The sequence below is a fragment of the Sphingobium sp. B12D2B genome, from assembly GCF_025961775.1.
Classification (GTDB): Bacteria; Pseudomonadota; Alphaproteobacteria; order Sphingomonadales; family Sphingomonadaceae; genus Sphingobium.
In genome coordinates, this window is record NZ_JAOQOH010000001.1 from 3,285,299 (window position 1) to 3,305,730 (window position 20,432).

At 64.8% G+C, this 20,432-nt stretch carries 17 protein-coding genes; 6 read left to right on the forward strand and 11 right to left on the reverse strand.

Going from position 1 to position 20,432, the window contains the following annotated elements:
* Nucleotides 1-3: 3 nt before the first annotated feature.
* Genes M2335_RS15395 through M2335_RS15405 form a run of 3 tightly spaced genes read right to left on the reverse strand, consistent with a single transcriptional unit; the run spans nucleotide 4 to nucleotide 2,804 of the window.
* Nucleotides 4-1,146 carry an efflux RND transporter periplasmic adaptor subunit gene (locus tag M2335_RS15395; protein ID WP_264595257.1) on the reverse strand — a complete coding sequence of 381 codons (1,143 nt, stop codon included), beginning with the start codon at nucleotides 1,144-1,146 and terminating at the stop codon, nucleotides 4-6.
* Entirely contained in the window at nucleotides 1,143-2,417 is a 1,275-nt protein-coding gene (locus M2335_RS15400) for a TolC family protein (protein WP_264595258.1), read from the reverse strand. The genes M2335_RS15395 and M2335_RS15400 overlap by 4 nt, the downstream gene beginning before the upstream one ends.
* Before the next feature lie 57 nt (nucleotides 2,418-2,474).
* A complete protein-coding gene (locus tag M2335_RS15405) occupies nucleotides 2,475-2,804 on the reverse strand; it encodes a hypothetical protein (RefSeq protein WP_264595259.1) in 330 nt (109 codons plus the stop codon).
* A 312-nt stretch (nucleotides 2,805-3,116) separates the two neighbouring features.
* On the opposite strand from M2335_RS15405, the gene M2335_RS15410 reads away from it, so the two are divergent.
* Both M2335_RS15410 and M2335_RS15415 read left to right on the forward strand, forming a co-directional pair.
* Nucleotides 3,117-5,165, forward strand: a complete 2,049-nt coding sequence (locus tag M2335_RS15410) for a carbon starvation CstA family protein (protein WP_264595260.1) — start codon at nucleotides 3,117-3,119, stop codon at nucleotides 5,163-5,165.
* Complete coding sequence (locus M2335_RS15415) at nucleotides 5,162-5,347, forward strand: YbdD/YjiX family protein (protein WP_181560681.1); 186 nt, start codon at nucleotides 5,162-5,164, stop codon at nucleotides 5,345-5,347. The genes M2335_RS15410 and M2335_RS15415 overlap by 4 nt, the downstream gene beginning before the upstream one ends.
* A gap of 1 nt (nucleotide 5,348) precedes the next feature.
* On the opposite strand, the gene M2335_RS15420 is transcribed toward M2335_RS15415, so the two are convergent.
* The 4 genes from M2335_RS15420 to M2335_RS15435 form a co-directional block, all read right to left on the reverse strand.
* Nucleotides 5,349-5,558, reverse strand: a complete 210-nt coding sequence (locus M2335_RS15420; RefSeq protein WP_264586416.1) for a hypothetical protein — start codon at nucleotides 5,556-5,558, stop codon at nucleotides 5,349-5,351.
* 84 nt (nucleotides 5,559-5,642) lie between these two features.
* The gene (locus M2335_RS15425; protein ID WP_264576702.1) at nucleotides 5,643-5,993 is read right to left on the reverse strand and encodes a DUF2200 domain-containing protein; all 351 of its coding nucleotides are present in this window, start codon (nucleotides 5,991-5,993) and stop codon (nucleotides 5,643-5,645) included.
* A 114-nt stretch (nucleotides 5,994-6,107) separates the two neighbouring features.
* Nucleotides 6,108-7,289, reverse strand: coding sequence for an MFS transporter (locus M2335_RS15430; RefSeq protein ID WP_264576703.1), 1,182 nt, complete (start codon nucleotides 7,287-7,289; stop codon nucleotides 6,108-6,110).
* 14 nt (nucleotides 7,290-7,303) lie between these two features.
* Nucleotides 7,304-8,338: an aldo/keto reductase gene (locus M2335_RS15435; protein ID WP_264595261.1), complete on the reverse strand. Its 1,035-nt coding sequence runs from the start codon at nucleotides 8,336-8,338 to the stop codon at nucleotides 7,304-7,306.
* An 87-nt stretch (nucleotides 8,339-8,425) separates the two neighbouring features.
* Between M2335_RS15435 and M2335_RS15440 the strand changes: the two genes are divergently transcribed.
* Together M2335_RS15440 and M2335_RS15445 are read left to right on the forward strand one after the other, a co-directional pair.
* Complete coding sequence (locus M2335_RS15440) at nucleotides 8,426-9,331, forward strand: LysR family transcriptional regulator (protein WP_264595262.1); 906 nt, start codon at nucleotides 8,426-8,428, stop codon at nucleotides 9,329-9,331.
* 145 nt (nucleotides 9,332-9,476) lie between these two features.
* Nucleotides 9,477-9,710 (forward strand): hypothetical protein, encoded by a 234-nt coding sequence (locus tag M2335_RS15445; protein ID WP_264595263.1) that lies wholly within the window; start codon nucleotides 9,477-9,479, stop codon nucleotides 9,708-9,710.
* Between the two features lie 22 nt (nucleotides 9,711-9,732).
* Here M2335_RS15445 and M2335_RS15450 read toward each other — a convergent pair whose 3' ends face one another.
* Nucleotides 9,733-10,740: an alcohol dehydrogenase catalytic domain-containing protein gene (locus tag M2335_RS15450; RefSeq protein WP_264595264.1), complete on the reverse strand. Its 1,008-nt coding sequence runs from the start codon at nucleotides 10,738-10,740 to the stop codon at nucleotides 9,733-9,735.
* Between the two features lie 173 nt (nucleotides 10,741-10,913).
* Between M2335_RS15450 and M2335_RS15455 the strand changes: the two genes are divergently transcribed.
* The gene (locus M2335_RS15455; RefSeq protein WP_264595265.1) at nucleotides 10,914-11,537 is read left to right on the forward strand and encodes a class I SAM-dependent methyltransferase; all 624 of its coding nucleotides are present in this window, start codon (nucleotides 10,914-10,916) and stop codon (nucleotides 11,535-11,537) included.
* Between the two features lie 244 nt (nucleotides 11,538-11,781).
* Here M2335_RS15455 and glf read toward each other — a convergent pair whose 3' ends face one another.
* Entirely contained in the window at nucleotides 11,782-14,043 is a 2,262-nt protein-coding gene (glf, locus tag M2335_RS15460) for a UDP-galactopyranose mutase (protein WP_264595266.1), read from the reverse strand.
* 193 nt (nucleotides 14,044-14,236) lie between these two features.
* On the opposite strand from glf, the gene M2335_RS15465 reads away from it, so the two are divergent.
* Nucleotides 14,237-16,405, forward strand: coding sequence for a sugar nucleotide-binding protein (locus M2335_RS15465; RefSeq protein ID WP_264595267.1), 2,169 nt, complete (start codon nucleotides 14,237-14,239; stop codon nucleotides 16,403-16,405).
* Between the two features lie 21 nt (nucleotides 16,406-16,426).
* Here the strand turns inward: M2335_RS15465 and M2335_RS15470 are convergent, their stop codons facing one another.
* On the reverse strand, nucleotides 16,427-18,853 hold the full coding sequence (locus M2335_RS15470; protein WP_264595268.1) for a PAS domain-containing sensor histidine kinase: 2,427 nt from the start codon (nucleotides 18,851-18,853) through the stop codon (nucleotides 16,427-16,429).
* Nucleotides 18,853-20,346, reverse strand: coding sequence for an ATPase domain-containing protein (locus tag M2335_RS15475; RefSeq protein ID WP_264595269.1), 1,494 nt, complete (start codon nucleotides 20,344-20,346; stop codon nucleotides 18,853-18,855). The genes M2335_RS15470 and M2335_RS15475 overlap by 1 nt, the downstream gene beginning before the upstream one ends.
* Between the last annotated feature and the right edge of the window lie 86 nt (nucleotides 20,347-20,432).

Consider the following 20,432-nt stretch of genomic DNA (forward strand, 5'->3'; position numbering starts at 1 on the left):
GGTTCAGTCCTCATGGCTTGCTTCGCTCTTGCCGAGTTCGGCCTTGAGCGTGAAACTTCCGGTGGTGGCGATCCGCTCACGGCCTGAAAGCCCGGAGCGGATCAGCACGGTGTCGCCGGCGGGATCGCCAAGCTGGACCGGCGTGACCCTGAAGCCTGTGGCCGTCCGCACGAACACAACCGTTTTCCCCTCGACCGTTTGAACGGCCGTCAAGGGCACGCGCACAGAGGCGGGACCGTCGCCGCCGCCAGCCAGTTGCACCGACGCAGTAACCGCCTGGCCAACGCGCCAGACGCCGCCGCCATCGTCGAGCGATGCGATCGCCGGCACCAGCCTGGTCTGTGGATCGAGCGCTGGCGACACGAAGCTGATCTGCCCGATTGCCGAGCGTCCTGCTGCGGTGACCGTCACGGGCGCACCGGGACGGACGCGGCCCGCATCCTCGGGCTTGAGGCTGAGCGTTAGCGACACCTTCGACAGATTGGCGACCCGGAACAGCTCGGCGTCAGCCGCAACTGTTTGACCGAGCACGACAGGTCGCGCGATCACCTGGCCCGAGAGGGGGGCAACGATGCCGAGGCGATTGAGCCCGCCCCCACCGCCCCCAGTTGCCGAAACCTGGCTTTGCGCCTGAGTGAGTGCGATCCGCGCCTCGGTTGCCGCGGTTCGCGCCGCGATCAGATCCTGCTCAGGTGAAACGCGCTGAGAAAACAGCCTTTGCTCGCGCGCGAGATTGGAATTGGCGAGGGCGAGCCGTGCCCGGGCCGCCTCGACCGCCCCCTTGAGCTGCGCCGCCTCGCGGCTCTCGATCACCGCAAGCGTCTGCCCGCGGGCAACGCTTTCGCCGAGATTGCGGTTAAGCGCGACGACACGACCCGCGATCGCCGCCGAGACGACCTGTGTCGCCTGCGGATCGCCATCGATCGTCGCGGGCAGTTCGATCGTGCCGGCGCCGCCGATCAGCGGACCGGCAACCTGCACGCCTGCCGCCGCGATCTGTTCGGTCGAGAGCGTGATGACGCCTTCAACCGCATGGCCGGTTTCCTTGGGTTGCTCGGGCGCGGTCTCGTTCGTCGAAGCGCCGTCACCGCAGGCAGCCAATATGAACGCGAGCGAGAATGCGCCCGCAAGCTTGATTTTCTTCATGACTGGTTTCCCCCTTGAGGCGCGGGAGCGGTCAGCCGCTCCAGCCGCGCACGGGCATTGTGATAATTGGCGAGGGCATCGATCGCAGCGACGCGGGTGTCCGCGAGCGTGCGCTCGGCGTCGAGCAAATCGAGCTGGCTGAACTTGCCCTCGCGATAGCCGATCCGTGCGATACGGGCCGCCTCCTGCGCGGCCGCAAGCGCCGGGCCGGCGGCCGCGCGTGCGGTCGTTTCGGCGTTGGCTGCTTCAGCTTGCGCTTCGGCAATCGCCTGATCGACATCGAGTGCCGTCATGCGCCGCCGCGCCTCAGCCCTTGTGCGCTCGGCACTAGCCTGCGCCACCGCCGCCCGCCCGTTGTTGAACAGCGGGATTGCAATCGAGATGGCGAAAGCCGCGGCGGTGTCGTTGGTCGCTTCCAGACGCCGGAGCGCCGGCCCGATATTAAGATCGGGCACACGATTGGCGCGCGCCAGACGGATGCCGGCATCGGCGACGGCAAGATCGGCGTCGGCTGCCGCAAGCGTGAGCGTGCCGGACGCTGACGGCGCGATCGTCGGGCCATAGGATGCTGTCGGAATTTGGTCCAGCAGCCCGATGTCCAGCGCACCATCAATCGAACCGCCAAGCCGTCGTGCGAGGTTCAGCCGGGCGACATCCGCAAGCCGGGCCGCGCGTTCCAGGCTCGCCGCCGCGTTGATCCTGGCGAGATCCGCACGCTGCTCTTCAAGCGGTGAAGCACGGCCGGCTTGCACGCGCACCCGTGCCGCTTGCAGGGCATCGTTCGCGATCCTGAGCTGGTCATGGGCGGTTGCGAGCCGTCTTTCCGCCGCGATCGCCTCGACATAGAGCGACGTGACCTGAAGGCGGACATCGGCCGCGACGACTGCTGCCTCCAATTCCGCACGTGAAAGTTGCGCGGTGGCGACAGCAACGCGCGCGTTGCGCTTGCCGCCGAGTTCGATGGGCAATGTCACGCCCATCGTCGTCTCCGCGCTCTGGAGCCCCCTATATAGTCCGGTGCCGACGACATTCTCGACCTGCGCCTGCGCCAAGGGGTTGGGACGCAGGCCCGCAACCATGCGGTTGGCGCGGGCGGCTTCGATAGCGGCTTTGGCAGCGTCGGTTGACGGTGCAGCGCCGCCCGCCGCGGCTATTGCCTGTTCAAGCGTGAGGATCGACGCCGCAGCATCGGCCGATACGCGCCCCTGTTGCGCCTGCGCCGTCGAGGCACAGGACGCTGCGGCGAGCATCGCCGCGAGCAATTTCTTCATGAGTGATTCTTCCTGACAGCTGATCGTCAGGCCGGCATGCGCCGGCCGGCGAAACCGTCAGGCTTGGGGCGGCCGTGGCAAGACGCCGCCGCGGGCATCCGGCAGCGGCGCGCGCAAATGGCGCCGCTCGGGATCGTTCGTCACCAGGCTCGCCTGTGCCCCGATGATCGTTGCAGGCGTCCCGACATGATGTCCGTGACAGGGATTATGATGATGCGGCAGTCCATTGTCGCTGTCGGCGGGCACCTCGTCACCGTCACCCGGTGCGTGGACCGCAAGTTCGGCGCCAAGCACGCTCCCACCCACCGCTTCAGCAGCGTGCGCTATGCCAGCGAAGCCGGACAGCACCAGCATCAGGCAGGCGAGCAAAGGGAGAAGCTTGCGCATCATCCGTCCCTTACCACCCAGACGCCACGACGTAACCGTGTTTTTCGGAATGAGCTCTTCACGCATAAGGATGATTTGCGCGCCGCTGGAGGTGGCGAGAGCGATGCCCCGTTATCGAGATGGGCAGCAGGCATAACGTGCTCGCCGACGTGAGCAGCGGCGGAGGTTTTCGCATCACGCGCCAGGCTTTACGCGGTCACCCTCGCGCAAGCTTGCGGGACCGGCTTGGAAAGCGTGTACGTGACGCCTACGACAGCTCATGCGCGCAGTGGGCATTGCGGCGAATCCAGGATGGAATGTTTAGGGGCGGACATGGTGAAGCATATTTTCTGGATCATCCTCGCGATCATCGGCGCCGTCTGTCTCGGCATCGTCGCCACGGCACGCGGCGAGGCGGTCAACGCGCTGTGGATTGTGATCGCCGCGGTCAGCATCTTCCTCGTCGCCTATCGTTATTATGCGCTCTACATCGCCCGGCACGTCATGCGGCTCGATCCTGCTCGTGCCACGCCGGCCCAGTATCGGGGCGACGGGCTGGATTATGTGCCCACCGATCGCCGCATCCTGTTCGGCCATCATTTTGCGGCCATTGCCGGCGCCGGCCCGCTGGTCGGCCCGGTGCTCGCGGCGCAGATGGGCTATCTGCCCGGCACGCTGTGGATCATCTTCGGCGTCGTGCTGGCCGGCGCGGTCCAGGATTTCATGGTGCTGTTCATCTCGATGCGGCGCGACGGCAAATCGCTCGGTGAACTGGTCCGTATGGAGATGGGGCCGGTCGCCGGCACGATCGCGCTGGCCGGCGCCTTTCTGATCATGGTCATCATCCTCGCGGTGCTCGCCCTCATCGTCGTGCGCGCACTGGCCGAGAGTCCATGGGGCATGTTCACCGTCGCCGCCACCATTCCCCTCGCCCTCTTGATGGGCATCTACACACGCTGGATCCGCCCCGGCCGCATTGGCGAGGTTTCGCTGCTCGGCTTCGTGGGGCTGATGCTCGCCATCATGTACGGGCAATCGGTCGCCGCTTCCCCCGTCTGGGGACCGATCTTCACCTTCACGCCCACGCAGCTCTGCTGGATCCTCATCGGCTATGGCGCCGTCGCCTCCATCCTGCCGGTGTGGCTGCTGCTGGCGCCGCGCGATTATCTGTCGACCTTTCTCAAGATCGGCGCAATCGCCGCGCTGGCTATCGGCATCGTCGTCATGGCCCCGCCGCTGCGGATGCCGGCGCTGACCCAGTTCGTCGGCGGGGGCGGTCCGGTCTGGTCGGGTGGCCTCTTCCCCTTCCTGTTCATCACCATCGCCTGCGGCGCCGTCTCGGGCTTCCATGCGCTCATCTCCAGCGGCACGACGCCCAAGCTCATCGCGGCCGAAACCGATGCGCCCTTCATCGGCTATGGCGCGATGCTGATGGAAGCGTTCGTGGCGATCATGGCGCTGGTCGGCGCCTCGATCCTCGATCCCGGCATCTATTTCGCGATGAACAGTCCGGCCGCGATCACCGGCGGCGATCCCGCGAGCGCAGCGGCCGCGGTCACCGCGATGGGCTTCCCCGTGTCAGCCGACACATTGGCCCAGACCGCCCGCGATGTCGGTGAGCACAGCATCGTCTCGCGAACCGGTGGCGCGCCGACCCTCGCCGTCGCCATGGCCGAGATTTTCAGCCATGTCGTCGGCGGGCCAGCGATGAAGGCCTTCTGGTATCATTTCGCCATCCTGTTCGAGGCGCTGTTCATCCTGACGGCCGTCGATGCCGGGACGCGCGCCGGCCGCTTCATGCTGCAGGATCTGATCGGCCTTGCCGTCCCCTCATTCCGCGCGGGCAACGCCCTGCTGCCAGGGGTGATCGCGACCGGTCTGTGCGTGGCCAGCTGGGGCTTCTTCCTCTATCAGGGCGTCACCGATCCGCTTGGCGGCGTGAACACGCTCTGGCCGGTGTTTGGCATCTCGAACCAGATGCTCGCGGCCGTCGCACTGATGCTCTCCACGGTGGTTCTCTTCCGGATGAAGCAGCACCAGTTCGCCTGGGTGACGGTGGTGCCCACCCTCTGGCTGCTGGTCTGCACGCTGAGCGCCGGCGCGCTCAAGCTCCTGTCGAGCGATCCGGCCGTCGGCTTCCTCGCGCATGCCCGGCGCTTCTCGGACGCTGCCGCGCGGGGCGAAGTTCTGGCCCCGGCGAAATCCATGGCGGAGATGAACGCGATTATCTTCAATGATCGGATCGATGCCGGTCTCTGTGCGCTCTTTGTCGCCGTGGTGCTCTCGCTGCTCTTCTTCACCATCCGGACATGCCTGGCGAGCCTGCGCAATCCCGCTCCGACGGCGCATGAAGCCCCGGCCCAGATGGTGCCGGCGGAATGAGCGGCCTGTGGCATCGGCTGCGCGCCACCGCGCGCCTGATGGTCGGGCAACCGCCTTATGAGGCCTATCTGGCCCATATGGCGCGTCACCATCCCCAGGCGGTACCGATGACGCGGACCGAGTTTTTCCGCAACCGTGAGCAGGCGCGCTATGGAGGCGCTGGCGGAGGCAAGTGCTGCTAGGTTATTCGGCCCCTATTTCGGAGCCAAAGCCTGCATCCCGCATCTGCTTTTCGTCGCGCTCGGCCTTTCGCTGGCCATCCTCAATATAATCGCGCTCGCGACCTTGTGGCTTATCGGTGTTCGGGACGACCGAGCGGTTGGACGGCTCGGGTCTGCCGTCCGGCATGGACCGATCCCGTTCCGGCTTTTGTCGAGGGTTGTGTTCTTCCATGTGTCTTCTCCGTTTCTGTTTTGGAAACGGAGGCCGCAGGAGCCAGTTCCGCGCGCGTTCAACGGTGCGGCTTTCTCCATCATTCTATCCGCGCAGGATTTTTTCCATGCCCCTGCCCTTCGCGAGTTCGTCGATCAGTTTATCGAGATAGCGGATTTCGCGCATGGTGCCTTCCTCGATCGTCTCGACGCGCACCCCGCAGACTACGCCGGTGATCAGGGAACGCGCGGGATTCATGCAGGGGGCGCTTGCAAAGAAGTCCTCGAATGAGGTGCCGGCGGCCAGCACGCTATCGAGGGACTCTTGGCTGTGCCCCGTCAGCCAGCGCAAGATCTCGTCCACCTCTTCCTTTGTGCGCCCTTTCTTGGCTGCCTTGGCGACATAGAGAGGATAGACGCTTGCGACACTGACTGAATAGATACGATGCCCTGCCATCGGCCGCTCCATCACATGATCGTCCTCGAAGCATGAATAGAGGACCGGCGATAAGCAAGTGCTCTGCCGGAATGACCGTTCCGTGGCAGAGAGGTGGTTGCGTCTCAACACCGTTCAAGCATCGCAAATTTTCGGTTCCTGACGTTGGGGGGCCTGCGATGTCCACACCGCGGCCACGACGGCGATCAGGCCGATGACTGCGGCGCCGGCCCCTGCCAGGGCGACAGCGCGATAGCCAAGTCCCGCAGCGATCACACCGCCACCGATGGCGGCGCCGATCGCGTTGCCGAGATTGAAGGCGCCGATGTTGACGGCCGACGCCAGATTGGGCGCATCCGCTGCGGCAGCCATCACCCGCACCTGAAGCGGCGGGACGAGCGCGAAACTTGCAACGCCCCAGAGAAAGATCAGGATCGCGGTTGGCGCAGCGAAGGGCATCAGGACCGCGAACGCAACCAGCACCAGCGCCAGCCCGGCGAGCGTCACCATCAATGTGCGATCGACCGAGCGATCCGCGAAGATGCCGCCCAGCCAGTTGCCCACCGTGAGTCCGACGCCATAGGTCACCAGCATCGCCGTCACGAAGCCGAGCGACGCATGCGTTTCTGCACGCAGGATGGGCGCGATATAGGTGAACACGGTGAACATGGCGCTCGATCCGATCACGGTCAGCGCCAGTGCGGCGAGCACCGGGCCGCGCTTCAGCACGCGCAGCTCGGCAATGGCATTGCCGCCTTGGGGCGCAGGCAAGATCGGCAGGGTCAGCCGCAGCGCGGCGATGGTGGCGACGCCCAGTCCGGCGATCCCCCAGAACGACATCCGCCAACCCAGATGCTCGCCCGCCCAGGTCGCGAGCGGGACGCCGACGACATTGGCGATGGTCAGCCCCATGAACATCGCCGCGACCGCACCAGCCTTGCGCTCGGGCGGCACGAGGCTCGCGGCCACGATCGCCCCGACGCCGAAGAACGCGCCGTGGTTGAGCGAGGTGACGAGCCGCGCCGCCAGCAGCATCCCGTATCCGGTCGAGATCGCAGCCAACAGGTTGCCGAGCGTGAAGATGCCGGCGAGCGCAATGAGCAGCGTGCGGCGCGGCACCCGGCCAGTGGTCAGGGTCATCAATGGCGCACCCAGCATCACGCCGAACGCATAGGCGCTGATGAGCAGGCCGGCGGTCGGGATCGACACGCCAAGATCGCCGGCGATGACCGGGAGCAGACCCATGGGTGCAAACTCGGTCACACCGATGCCGAACGCGCCGATCGCCAGTGCGATGATGCCGGGATTCAGTTTCAAAGGGTTCACTCCCGTCAGACCATGGGGGGATTGAGCAGGGCAAAGCCGTCCTGCTGGCGGTAGGGCGTATGCGGATAGGGCGGCATGACGGCGCTGGCCGCATCCAGCGCGGCAATCTGTTCGGGCGTCAGAGCCCAGCCGACCGCGCCCAGATTTTCACGCAACTGGGCCTCATTCCGGGCACCGATGATGACGGAGGAGACGGTCGGTCGGCCCAGCAGCCAGTTGATCGCGACCTGCGGTACTGATCTGCCGGTTTCGGCTGCGACCGCCTCCAGCGCGTCGATCACGCGATAGAGATGGTCCTCCGCAACCGGCGGCGCGAATTGCTCTGTCTCATTCAGGCGACTGCCCGGGGGGATCGGTCGGCCGCGCCCGATCTTCCCGGTCAGCCGTCCCCAGCCGAGCGGGCTCCACACCAGCGCGCCGATGCCCTGGTCGGCGGCGAGCGGCATCAGATCCCACTCATAGGCGCGACCGATCAGCGAATAATAGACCTGATGGGCGACAAGGCGCGGCCAGCTATGGCGGTCCGCCGCGGCCTGCGCCTTCATCACCTGCCAGCCAGGATAGTTGGAGACACCGGCATAGCGCAGCTTGCCCGCCGCAATCAGCCGATCGAGCGTGCTCATGACCTCTTCCGCCGGGGTGGACGCATCGAGCGCATGGAGTTGCAGCAAGTCGATATAATCCGTGCCCAGACGCCGCAACGCATCCTCCACTGCGCGGATCAGCCGTGCCCGTGAGGCGCCCCAATCCTGCGGCCCTTCGCCCATCGGCAGGCCGGTCTTGGTGGAGATCATCACGGCATCGCGCCGCCCCTTGATTGCAGACCCCAGCACCTCTTCCGACGCGCCGTTCGAATAGACGTCGGCGGTGTCGAACAGGGTCACGCCCGCATCGAGACAGATATCGACCAGCCGCCGCGCTTCGGCAGCGTCGCTCTGTCCCCAGGCGCTGAACAACGGCCCCTTGCCGCCGAACGTCCCGGCGCCGAAACTCAGGGCCGACACGCGCAAACCCGAGCGCCCTAGTTGCCGATAATCCATGCTCGATCCTTCGATTGCGATTTCCACTCATAAATGGACCGCAGCGCCCCACTGTTGTAGTGCGCATTCGAGCCAAGGATCTTTGCTATGGACGCAAAAGTTATTGAGAGTGGCGATCGCGCGCGCGCCATGGAGATATTCGTCGCGGCGATCGATCGGGGCAGTTTTTCCGCCGCCGGCCGCGCGGTGGGTTTGACACCCTCGGCGGTGAGCCGCGCGGTCGACAGGATCGAAGCGCGACTGGGCGTCAGGCTCCTGCTCCGCTCGACCCGGGCGCTGACCCCGACGGCGGAAGGCCTCGCCTATCTCCAGGCCGCACGGCGCATCCTTGCCGATCTCGACGATAGCGAGCAGCAGATCGCCGATCAGGGCCTGCCGCGCGGACGCCTGCGGATCAGCGCAGCGCTGTCGCACGGACGGTTGTGCGTGGTGCCGCTCCTCGGCCGCTTCGCGCAGGCTTATCCCCATATTCTGGCCGACATCGCGCTGACCGATGCGCTGGTCGATGTCGCGGCGGGGCAGGCCGATGTCGCGATCCGCTTCGGTCCGCTCGCCGACAGCGCCCTGACCGCGCGCAGACTGGGCGAAAGCCGCCGCGTCATCATCGCCTCACCCGACTATCTTGCGCGGGCCGGGACCCCGCGCGTGCCGGAGGATCTGCATGGGCACAATTGCCTGAACTTCAACTTTCGCCGCAGTGAGCCAGTCTGGCCCTTCATGCGCGACGGGGAGGCGTTCTCCCTGGCGATGAAGGGGAGCATTGAAGCGAATAATGGCGAAACGCTCGGCCAACTCGCCGCACAGGGCGTCGGCATCGCGCGGGTCGGCGCCTTCAGCGTCGCGCAGGAGATCGCCAACGGCACGCTTGTGCCGCTGCTGGAGGATTATAACCCCGGTGACGTCGAGCAGATCAATGCGGTGTTCGTCGGCGGCGCCAACCTTCCGGCCCGCGTGCGCGTCTTTATCGACTTTCTGGTCGAGCATATGCGTTAGCCGTCGTGGACGAGACGACCGCTGGGCTCGCGCTCACCGCCCGGGGAAGCTGGTCGCCGATGACGCCTATGACGCGGGACAGCGCTGCGGATCAGGTGCTCACTCCTCCCTTGCGCGGGCCGCGTCGCAAGAGATAGGCAGCGTCATGACCCAATCTCAGCTGGCCGATATTCTCATCGCACGACTGGTCCGCGACCATGGCGGCACTCGCCAACGCTGGCGCAAGGTCGTCGGTCCGATCCGGATTTACGGCCTCAACACCCATCCCCATTGCAACTGGATGGTCGATGCGACCGGTTCGACCTCCGATATCGCAAAGGTCGAGAGCCTGCTCGATGAACTGCGCCAGAACCACCCCATCGTCGCGGCTGACCGTTGACGCTGGGGAGGACTCGGAGGACCTAGACGTCCGGCGCGATCAGCACCTTGCACTGCTCGCCGCGCTGTTTGAGGGCCTCGAAGACCGTGGGCGTCTCGGCGAGCGCAATGGTGCTGGTGACCATCAGCCGGGGCGCGATGGCGCCCTGCTCCAGCGCGGCAAGGGCGGCCTCATATTCCTGCACGGTGAAGAAAGCTGAGGTAACGAGGCGCACTTCCTTGCCGAGCATGGCGAAAGAGTTGAACGTGTCCGGCTTGGTGCACAGGCCCAGCAGCAGGATCGTGCCGCGCGGGCGCACCTGGTCGACGGCCTGCGCGATTAGGCCGGGCACGCCGACGCATTCAAAGACGATATCGGCCATGCCGCCCAGACCCTGCACGGCACTTTCAACCGGGTTCTGCGGGTCCACCACGAACACATCGGCGCCCATATCGTGCGCGCGCTGCTGCTGCGAGGGGGAGATATCCTGCACGGCCACCCTGGCGGCCCCGAGCCGCTTGGCCCAGAAGGCCACCGCAAGCCCGATCGGCCCTGCGCCCAACACCAGTACCTTGTCACCGGTTTTCAGGCCCGACAGGTTCACGCCATGCAGGGCCACGGCCAGCGGCTCGATAATGGCGCCATCCGCCAGCGTCAGCCCCGCCGGCAAGGGCACGCACTGGTTCGGGCGGGTGACGGCATAATCGGCATAACCGCCACCCTGCAGCCCGAATGACGCGCACCACTGCACTTCGCCTTTGCGGCAATGTTCGCAGTCGCCGCAGCTTTTGAGCGGGATGACCGAGACGAGGTCGCCCACCTTGCGCCCCTGCGTGTTCCGACCCAGCGCCACCACTTCGCCGGCGAACTCATGGCCCAGCACATCACCATGCTTGCATCCATAAGCGGCATCCTGCGTCATATGCAGATCACTGCCGCAAATGCCGCAGCGCCCGACCTTGACCACCAGTTCACCCTCGCCCGGCGTCTGATCAGGAACATCCTCGAACGCCAGCGGCGTGTGGAGCGCCTGGAAGATAACGGCTTTCACAAATATGCCCTTTCGTCTCTCGCCGAGGCCCGTGCCCGAGGGGGGACATCTCTATCTTATCCGCCTCAATGCTGACACGACCTAACCGACTGCTCGTATCCAATAAAATGCCAGGCCCGGAACGGACAGCGCTCGATCACATTGTTCTTGAAGATTTCGGGAGGATATATGCCATGAGGAGCACGTCGCAGGGCGAAAATGGCGGCTCACCGCATTGGACGACATTCCTCAAGGAGTTCGCCAAGGCACCCCTTTCGGTCGGCTCGCCCATTGCCACCTCGACGGGTACCATCAAGCGCCAGCTAGACGGGGTCGACTGGGCCAACACGGGCCTGTTCGTCGAATATGGCCCCGGCACAGGTGAGTTTACCCGCTATATTCTTGCGCACCTGCCACGCGATGCCAAGCTGATCGCGATCGAAAGTGAGGACGGGCTTGCCGCCCATCTTCGCCGAACCATCGATGATCCTCGTGTGACCGTCCATACAGGATCGGCTCTCCAAGCTCGGGCCATCCTTGGGGACGACGTGGTCGGGCGGGTAGACTATATTCTCTCTGGGCTCCCCTTCTCCGCGTTGGAGAAGTCCGACAGGGCGAGAATCGTGGAAGATGCCGCGCGCCTTCTCAACGACGACGGTGAGTTCCTCGCTTATCAGGTACGTCGGACGATCGAACCCTCACTCCGCAAAGTCTTCACACGAGTGAAACGACGCCGGCGTTGGCTCAACGTGCCGCCTTATCACCTGTACTGGTGCCGAGAGCCAAAGCAATCTCGCCCTTCGAACCGGGTGGACTGATCCGGCGTTGCTCCCATCGCAATTGCAGCGTCAGGCCGCTCGGGTCTGGCTGTGCGATGGCTAATCCGGCACCTCAGGGAGGTCCCTTGCCCTGCGGGCCATCAGATACTCCATGATCGCGATTGCCTGGGCCATGAAGTGCCGTTCTCGATCGCCGGGATTGATCGCCAAAAGCCGCCATCCCGTTCAGCGGCCAGCATTTCTGCTTGACGATAGCGCTACGCCCCCTTGCGCGGGACGCCCCCTATTCAGCAGCGATCGCGTCGATATCATGCGCGGGCTTTGCCGTCCTCAGCTGCATCATGTGCCGCCGATAGGTCGCGAGCGCCTGCCCCACCACCTGATCCATATTATAATAGCGATAAGTGGCGAGCCGTCCGACGAACAGAACATCGGGCGTGCCCAAAGCGAGCGCTTCATAGCGCTTGAACAGAGCGGCATTTTCCGGGCGCGGGATCGGGTAATAGGGGTCACCCTCGGCGCTGGGATATTCGTAGGTGATGCTCGTGCGGGCCGCACTCTGGCCGGTCAGATGCTTATACTCGGTGATGCGCGTATAGGGCACGGCTTCGGACGGATAATTGATGACGGCGACCGGCTGCAGCCATTCGGTGGCGCGGGTCTCGTGCCGAAACTCAAGCGAGCGATAGGGCAGCTTTCCGTAGCGATGGCCGAAATATTCATCGATCGGCCCGGTAAAGACGAGGCGGTCATACCGCACGCGGGCAGCAACCTCCTCGAAGGTGACGCCAAGCTCCACGTCAATCAGCGGATGGTCGAGCATGGCCGCGAACATCGCCGTATAGCCCTCGGCCGGCATCGCCTGGAAGCTGTCGGTGAAATAGCGGTCATCCGTGTTTGTCCGCGTCGGCACGCGGGCCGTCACCGATTTGTCGAGTTCGGACGGGTCCATGCCCCATTGCTTGCGGGTATAGCCTTGGAAGAAAGTCTCATAGAGATGGCGCCCCACCTTGGAGATGACCACGTCGGCCGATGTGCGGATCGTCTCGACCGGCTCCGCCTGGCTCTCAAGAAAGGCCTCCGCCTCTGCCTCGTCCGCCAGTGCCAGCCCGTAGAGGCTGTTCAATGTGTCGCGGTTGATCGGCATCGGCACCTGCTGCCCATCGACGTCCGCCAGAACGCGATGCTCATAAGGGTGCCAGCGCGTGAAGCGTGAGAGATAGTCGACGATGTCCTGACTGTTCGTATGGAAAATATGGGGACCGTAGCGATGGACCAGAATGCCGGCCTCGTCATAATGGTCATAGGCATTGCCGGCGATATGGTCGCGCCGATCGATGACGAGGACGCGCTTGCCGCCGTCCGCCGCGAGGCGTTCCGCCATCACCGCGCCCGCAAAACCCGCGCCGACGACCAGATAGTCGTAATGGCGGGTGGGGAGCGGCGTCATCACCTCCTCGATGAGCGCCAACATGGCATCGACCACCTTGTCCCAGGATAGATCGGCGAGACACGCGTCTGCGCTCGCCCGCCACGGGGCATCGGCCGGTGCACGGGCGCGAGAGAGCGCCCGCTCGCACGCAGCCACGAATGCCTCGGGATTGCCGGCGATCTCGACCGCGTCGAGCATGCCATAATGGCGCACGACATCGATGATCGGGGTGGAGACCACCGGCAGGCCCGCTGCAAGATATTCCGGGGTCTTGGTGGGAGAAATGAACTGCGTGGACGGATTGATGGCAAAGGGCATCAACGCGACGTCCCAGCCCCGCGCATAGTGCGGGAGCTCGCCATAGGCTTTGCTTCCCAGATAGGCGATGTTGGGCCGCTGCGGCAGATCGGCGGGATCGATCTTGACCACGGGCCCCACGAGCACCAGCGACCAATCGGGATGCGCATCAGCGACGGCGGCGAGCAGGGCCAGGTCCATCCGTTCGTCAATGACGCCGTAGAAGCCGAATCGCGGCCGCGCGAGCTCGGCCTGGTCGGAAGGATCCTCGCCCGGCAGGCGCGCCGCGGCAAAATGCGCGGCGTCGACGCTGGAAGGGAAAGCATGGACCGCAGGGTGGCGCGCGCGCTTCGCCTCGTAGAGACTGTAGCCGCCAGTGAAAACCAGATCGGCTCTCTCGAACAGCTCGGCTTCAAGTTCCGCCAGCTGGGGGGGCGCAAACCGGAAATTCGCCAGCTCATCCATACAGTCATAGATCGTGCAGACCGCTTGGAGATGCCGCGAGAAGGGCAGCATCATCGGCGTATAGTACCATGTCACCAGCGGCTCGGCATGATCGCTCAGATGGGCGTCGAGCAGGTGCCGCAGGGTTACCTGGCTTTCCGCATCCGTCAGGCCTTCCGGGAGGTGCGGTGTCGCGACCGTGATTTGCGGGGCGGGCGTCCTGAGCTCCAGCCAGGCATCAGCGGTCTCGCCGCTCACGAGCGGTTCCTCCCAGAAGGTGACCGGCTGACGATATGCGAAACGCGACATAAGATGTTGCGGGCGCTGGAACACGAAGTCCCAGCGCAGATGCGAGAAGCACATCAGCGTCATTATTTGTGGCTTTCGAGGCTAGAGCGGAATGAACCTGTACGGGTATCAATGCGCGCACAGCGTCCTTGCTCCCGCTTATTTACCACGATTGATCGATATCAATACGATAGTGCCAGCATGACTTTGATTGGAGGCGAACGGGGGGCCGGGTTGGTATATGCTCGGTGCACGGCCATCGCCGTATGAGGTTCCCTTGGACGCCGTATCGACCCAGCTTGCCCCTCTCGCCCTGTGGGGCGGGTGCGAATGCACGATCAATCGCGTCGGGGATGATTATCTCGATCAGTCGGCGCGGAGCGGGCACAGCAATCGACCCGAAGATCTGGATCGATTGGCCGGACTGGGCGTGACGGCGCTGCGCTACCCCTTGCTTTGGGAGAGCTTTGCCCGAAGCGACCAGCGCGAGGCGCTTTGGGCGTGGCACGCCGACCGGCTGGGGCGCCTGCGCGCGCTTGGCATCCGCCCGATCCTCGGCCTGATCCATCATGGCAGCGGTCCCGCCCCCACCCACTTGCTGGACCCGGCATTTGCGGCGGGTCTTGGCGATCACGCGCGGGAGGCGGCGGAGCGGTTCCCCTGGGTCCAGGATTGGACGCCGGTCAACGAGCCACTCACCACCGCGCGCTTTTCCGCCCTTTATGGTCATTGGTATCCCCATCTTCGCGACGAGACGGCTTTCTGGACCGCGCTCCTCAACCAGATCGATGCCATTCGGGGGGCGATGGACGCGATCCGCAAAATCATTCCCGCGGCGCGCCTCGTTCAAACGGAGGATCTGGGGCACACTGACGCGACACCGCAGCGGGCCGCTCAGGCAGGCTTCGACAATCATCGCCGCTGGGCGACCTGGGATTTGCTGGCCGGCCGCCTGATAGCGGGGCACGCGCTTTGGGATCATCTCGAGGGCTTGGGGCTGTCGGATCGTCTTCGTGACATCGCTTCCGCGCCATGCCCGCCGGCCATCATCGGCCTCAATCATTATCTCACCAGCGACCGCTTCCTCGACCACCAACTGGAGCGCCATCCCCCGGCCAGCCATGGCGCTTGTGCCCTCGGGCCGGTTGCCGACGTCGAAGCCGTCAGAGCCATAGCTCACCCGCCGGGCCTTGAAGGCGCCATTCGCGCTGCCTGGGAACGCTATGAGGTGCCCATCGTGCTCACCGAGGTGCACAATGGTTGCACGCGCGAGGAGCAGATGCGCTGGCTCGACGAAGCCTGGACGACAGCCACGGCGCTCCGCGCGGACGGCATCTGCATCGACGCGGTGACGGTCTGGAGCCTGTTCGGCGCGTTCGATTGGGACAGCCTGCTCACCAAAAAGGCCGGCCATTATGAGAGCGGCGTGTTCGACGTGCGGGGCCCCGAACCGCGAGAGACCGCTTTGGCGCCGATGATGCGTGCACTGGCAGGAGGCGCAAAGCTGGACCATCCTGTCCTGCATGGACAGGGATGGTGGCGTCGACCCGGGCGCCTCACCGGGGCTGCGACAGAGCCACGCGCGATCGATGTACCGCCGGCTCCAGAAGCGCGCCCGCTCTTGATCCTCGGGGCAACCGGAACCTTGGGCCAGGCCTTTGCGGGGGCCTGTTCGCTCCGTGATATCGATCATCGGCTGGTCGGACGAGACGTCATCGACCTGCACGATGCCGCCACGATTGCCGACGCGCTGGATCGGCTGCGGCCCTGGGCCGTCATCAACTGCGCAGGCTGGGTGCGGGTCGATGAAGCAGAGGGCAGCGCCGATGCCTGCCTTGCAACCAATTTCACGGGCTGCGTCGCCCTTGCAGCCGCCTGCGCGCAACGCGACATCCATTATAGCTGCTTCTCCAGCGACCTCGTCTTCGATGGCCATGGTCGGCGCGCTTATGTGGAAAGCGACGCGCCAGCGCCACTCAACGTCTACGGAGAGAGCAAGGCGCGGGCCGAGGCGGGTGTTCTGGCGGCTGGCGGGCGCGCCCTGGTTATCAGAACCGCATCCTTCTTCTCACCCTATGATCCGCACAATTTCGCCATGCATCTGGTGGCGGCGCTGCGGACCGAACGCGTATTTCACGCCGTGGGGGATTGCATCACCTCGCCCACTTATGTGCCCGATCTCGTCCGCGCCACGCTCGACCTCGTGATCGATGACGAGTGCGGCATCTGGCACCTCACCAGCGACGGCGCTTTTTCCTGGGCACAGTTTGCGCATGCCGTCGGCGAAAGGATGGACCTGCCGACCGATCTGATCGAAACGGTCTCCATCGACGCGATGAACTGGCCGGCGCGGCGGCCCCGCCATGCGCCGATGAGCAGCGAGCGCGGCCTGATCATGCCCAGCCTGGCTTCGGCAATCGACCGCTTTGCCCTGCACCTTGGCTGAGCCCGGGTTTGCCGCCCCGGCCTAGGCCTTTTCGAGAACGGCCCGGATCTTGGCCGCGAGCTGCTCGACTGTGAAGGGCTTGCCGAGAAGCTCCACACCGGGATCGACAACACCGTTATGGACGACCGCGTTACGCGTGTAGCCGCTGGTATAGAGCACCTTCAGGTCCGGCCGGCGGCGGCATGCTTCATCGGCAAGTTTCCGGCCATTGATGTCCGGCATGATGATGTCCGTGAACAAGAGCGTGATCTCCGGATGCTCGTCGAGCACGCGCAGCGCCGCATGTCCGCCATCCGCTTCCAGCACACGATAGCCCAGTTCCACGAGCGCATCGACGCTGAACCGGCGGACGGCGGCCTCGTCCTCGACCACCAGAATGACCTCCTGCTCATCGCCCCTGGGCAGGTCGGCCCGCACCTGTTCGATCTCTCCGGCGGCCTCGCCATAGAAGCGCGGAAGGTAGATCTTGATCGTCGTCCCTTCGCCCGGCTCGGAATAGATTTTGATATGCCCGCCCGACTGCCGGACAAATCCGTACACCTGGCTCAGCCCCAGACCGGTGCCCTTGCCCACCGCCTTGGTGGTGAAGAAGGGATCGAACGCCTTGGCGATGACGTCGTCCGGCATGCCCGTGCCGGTATCGGTCACGGCGATCATCACATATTGGCCCGCCGGAACACCGAAATTCTCCGCGGCATAGCGATCATCGGCGTGCGTGTTCTGCGTTTCGATCGTCAGGTGTCCGCCATCTGGCATGGCATCGCGGGCATTGACCGCCAGATTGACGATCGCGTTTTCAAGCTGATTGCGGTCGGCATGGGTACGCCAGACCCCCGCCGCCAGAACCGTCTCCAGCCGGACATCGCCGCCCAGCGAATGCAGCAGAAGCTCGGACATGCCCGAGACGAGCTTGTTGGGATCGAGCACCTCGGGATTGAGCGGCTGCTGGCGCGAGAATGCCAGGAGGCGATGGGTCAGGGTGGCAGCGCGTTCCGCGCCGTCGATCGCGGCGTCGATATAGCGTTTCGCGCGCTCGTCATCGGGCATGACGCGCCGGCTCAACAGGTCGAGTGAGCCGATCACCACGGCCAGCATATTGTTGAAGTCATGCGCGATGCCGCCGGTCAGCTGGCCGACCGCTTCCATTTTCTGTGCCTGACGCAAGGCCGCCTGCGCCTGCTCGCGCACGGCCACCTCTTCGGTCACGCGACGCTCGAGATGCTCGTTGAGCTCCCGCAGTTCCGCCTCGGCCCGCTTGCGCGCCGTCACGTCAATCGCCGTGCCGACGACGCGCAGACACCGCCCGGCCTCGTCGAAGACGCCGCGTCCCTTGGCGGCGACCCAGCGCACCAGCCCATCTTCCTTGCCGATCGTTCGATACTCGACATCATAGATCGCGCGGACATTCGGGTCGGCGGCCGCCCGATAGGCTTCGGTGGTATGCGCGCGATCGTCGGGATGGAGGCCCTCGTAAAAATCCCGCATCGACACTTCGACATCGGGCGAGATGCCGAACACCCCTTTCACGATGGGCGGCCAGATCAGAACATCGTTGACCACGTCGACGTCCCAGAAGCCGACCTCGGCGGCATCCGTCGCCAGCCGCAGCCGCTCCTCGCTGATGGCGAGCTCGGCCCGGACGCGCATCCGTTCGGACAGATCGAGCATCGCCCCGATCATGCGCAAGGCCCGCCCCTGCGCATCCCGGATGATGTGGCCGCGATCGAAGACGTGGGCGTAGCTCCCGTCGCCCCGCCTGAACCGATATTCTCCGCTCCAGCTGTCCGACGAGCCGTCGATCGCTGCGTGGATGGTCCTGTCCACCTCGTCCCGGTCGTCCGGGTGAATCTGCGCGATCCACCATGTCCCGTTATTCTCGATCTGGTCGACCGGGTGGCCATAAGCGATGGAGAGCGCGTCGTTCCAGGTCACATAGTCAGTGACGAAATCCCAATCCCAGATGGCGTCGTTCGTCGCCTTGCTCGCCAGGCGGTAGCGTTCTTCGACCGCGCGAATATCCTCAAGCCGGGTTCGCGCTTCATATTGCCGTCGGCGTGCCCGCAAGGCGGCCGTCGCGACGCTGACCAATGTGGTCGGGTGAAAGGGGCGTTCGAGAAAGGTCACGTTGCCGAGCAATTCGAGATGACGGCCGGCGGCAGGATTGCGCTCGATGCCGCCGCCGCGCTGGGTGAGCAGGACGAAGGGCAGATCGGACCATTCCTGCTGCGCGGCGATGAGCTCCACCAGCGGCCTCAGATCGGCCGCCTTGACCGCTTCATCGGTCATCATCACGAACCCGAGACCCTGTGCGAGGCGCGCGACCAGCGCATCGAGCGACGGGACAATCTCGGTTTCGATGCCGGCCTGGTTGAGGATGGCGGCGGCGATCTCTGCATCCCGACCGTGAGGGGCGAGGATGACGGCACGCTCCGAAAAAGTGCGGTTCATCAGCCGCGCTTGTCCTGGCCGAGGTCCATCAGGTCGCCGGCACCGACCATCGTGGGGATGCCACGCAACACACCCTGAAAATGCGTCAGCGGCTCGCCGATGGTGATGCCTTGTGCGTCGATACGATATTCGCGGATCGTATTCTCATGGACGCCCGAGCGCTTCTTGACGATCGAGATGGCCCGCCGGACATGGCCCACCGCCTCGAAATAGCGCAGCAGCACGACCGTATCGGCCAGATAGGTGATGTCCACCGGCGCCTGCATGTCTCCCACCACGCCATGCTGCGTGACGGTAAGGAACGTGCTGGCCCCGCGCCGATTGAGATATTGCAACAGCTCGTGAATGTGGAGGACGAGCGCGCTCTCCTCGGGCATCGCCGCGCGATATCCATTGAGGCTGTCGATCACGACGGTGCGGATGCCATGCTCCTCGACGGTCGCGCGCACCCGATGAGCAAACTCGCCGGGCGACATTTCGGCTGCATCGACCTGCTCGATGATGAGCTTGCCGTCCGCGACCAGCCGGCTCACATCGATGCCAAGCCCCTTGGCCCGATCGGCTAGCAAGCCGAGTTCCTCATCGAAGACGAACATGGCCGCCGTCTCTCCGCGCGCGATGCACCCTTTCATGAGATTGAGCGCCAGGAGGGATTTGCCCGTTCCCGTCGGGCCGAGGATCAGCGTGCTGGTGCCGGAGTCAAAACCCCCGCCGAGCAGGGCATTGAGTTCGGCGCTTTCCGTAGGCGCGGTGGTCCGCACGAAATCGGATTTATGCTCCAGCGATACCAGTCTGGGGAAAACCCGCACACCGCCGGTATCGATCACGAAATCATGATAGCCCCCGCGATAGCGCTGGCCGCGATATTTGAGCATCCGCAGCCGGCGGCGTTCCGAACCGTAAAGCGGTGCCAGCTCCTCAAGCCGCAGCACGCCATGAGCGACGCTGTGCACCGTCTTGTCATTGGTGTCGGAGGTCAGATCGTCGAGCATCAGCACGGTTGCATTATGCTTGGCGAAATAGTGCTTCAGCGCCAGAATCTGGCGGCGGTAGCGCAGCGAGCTTTGCGCGAGCAGCCGGATTTCCGAGAGACTGTCGATCACTAACCGCTGCGGCTTGACCCGCTCGATCGCCTCGAGGATGCGCTTGGTGGTTTCGCCCAGTTCGAGGTCGGAGGAGTAGAGCAGGCTCTGCTGCTGATTCTCGTCCAGCAGCGTCTCGGGCGGTACGAGTTCGAAAATGTGGAACTGCTCGTTCAATGCCCAGCCGTGCGAGGCAGCGGTCTCACGCAGTTCCTCCTCGGTTTCGGACAGGGTGATATACAGCCCCCGCTCCCCCGCCTCTGCGCCGTTCATGAGAAACTGGCTTGCGATGGTCGTCTTGCCGGTGCCCGGATCGCCCTCGACGAGGAACAACCTGCCGCAGGCGAAGCCGCCCGCCGTCACATCATCAAGCCCCTCAATCCCACTCGACGCCTTCGCCGTCCGATCCATCCGCACATCTCCCTTCGCAAACGCCGGACCGTCTCCGCACGTCCACCGCTCCCGAAAAGAGCAAGCTGAAAACCCACGATAGAGGA

Bases quoted from the DNA above. Each gene is read 5' to 3' on its own strand.
- M2335_RS15395 (WP_264595257.1), bottom strand. From the start codon at position 1,146: ATGAAGAAAATCAAGCTTGCGGGCGCATTCTCGCTCGCGTTCATATTG.
- M2335_RS15400 (WP_264595258.1), bottom strand. From the start codon at position 2,417: ATGAAGAAATTGCTCGCGGCGATGCTCGCCGCAGCGTCCTGTGCCTCG.
- M2335_RS15405 (WP_264595259.1), bottom strand. From the start codon at position 2,804: ATGCGCAAGCTTCTCCCTTTGCTCGCCTGCCTGATGCTGGTGCTGTCC.
- M2335_RS15410 (WP_264595260.1), top strand. From the start codon at position 3,117: ATGGTGAAGCATATTTTCTGGATCATCCTCGCGATCATCGGCGCCGTC.
- M2335_RS15415 (WP_181560681.1), top strand. From the start codon at position 5,162: ATGAGCGGCCTGTGGCATCGGCTGCGCGCCACCGCGCGCCTGATGGTC.
- M2335_RS15420 (WP_264586416.1), bottom strand. From the start codon at position 5,558: ATGGAAGAACACAACCCTCGACAAAAGCCGGAACGGGATCGGTCCATG.
- M2335_RS15425 (WP_264576702.1), bottom strand. From the start codon at position 5,993: ATGGCAGGGCATCGTATCTATTCAGTCAGTGTCGCAAGCGTCTATCCT.
- M2335_RS15435 (WP_264595261.1), bottom strand. From the start codon at position 8,338: ATGGATTATCGGCAACTAGGGCGCTCGGGTTTGCGCGTGTCGGCCCTG.
- M2335_RS15440 (WP_264595262.1), top strand. From the start codon at position 8,426: ATGGACGCAAAAGTTATTGAGAGTGGCGATCGCGCGCGCGCCATGGAG.
- M2335_RS15445 (WP_264595263.1), top strand. From the start codon at position 9,477: ATGACCCAATCTCAGCTGGCCGATATTCTCATCGCACGACTGGTCCGC.
- M2335_RS15455 (WP_264595265.1), top strand. From the start codon at position 10,914: ATGAGGAGCACGTCGCAGGGCGAAAATGGCGGCTCACCGCATTGGACG.
- glf (WP_264595266.1), bottom strand. From the start codon at position 14,043: ATGACGCTGATGTGCTTCTCGCATCTGCGCTGGGACTTCGTGTTCCAG.
- M2335_RS15470 (WP_264595268.1), bottom strand. From the start codon at position 18,853: ATGAACCGCACTTTTTCGGAGCGTGCCGTCATCCTCGCCCCTCACGGT.
- M2335_RS15475 (WP_264595269.1), bottom strand. From the start codon at position 20,346: ATGGATCGGACGGCGAAGGCGTCGAGTGGGATTGAGGGGCTTGATGAT.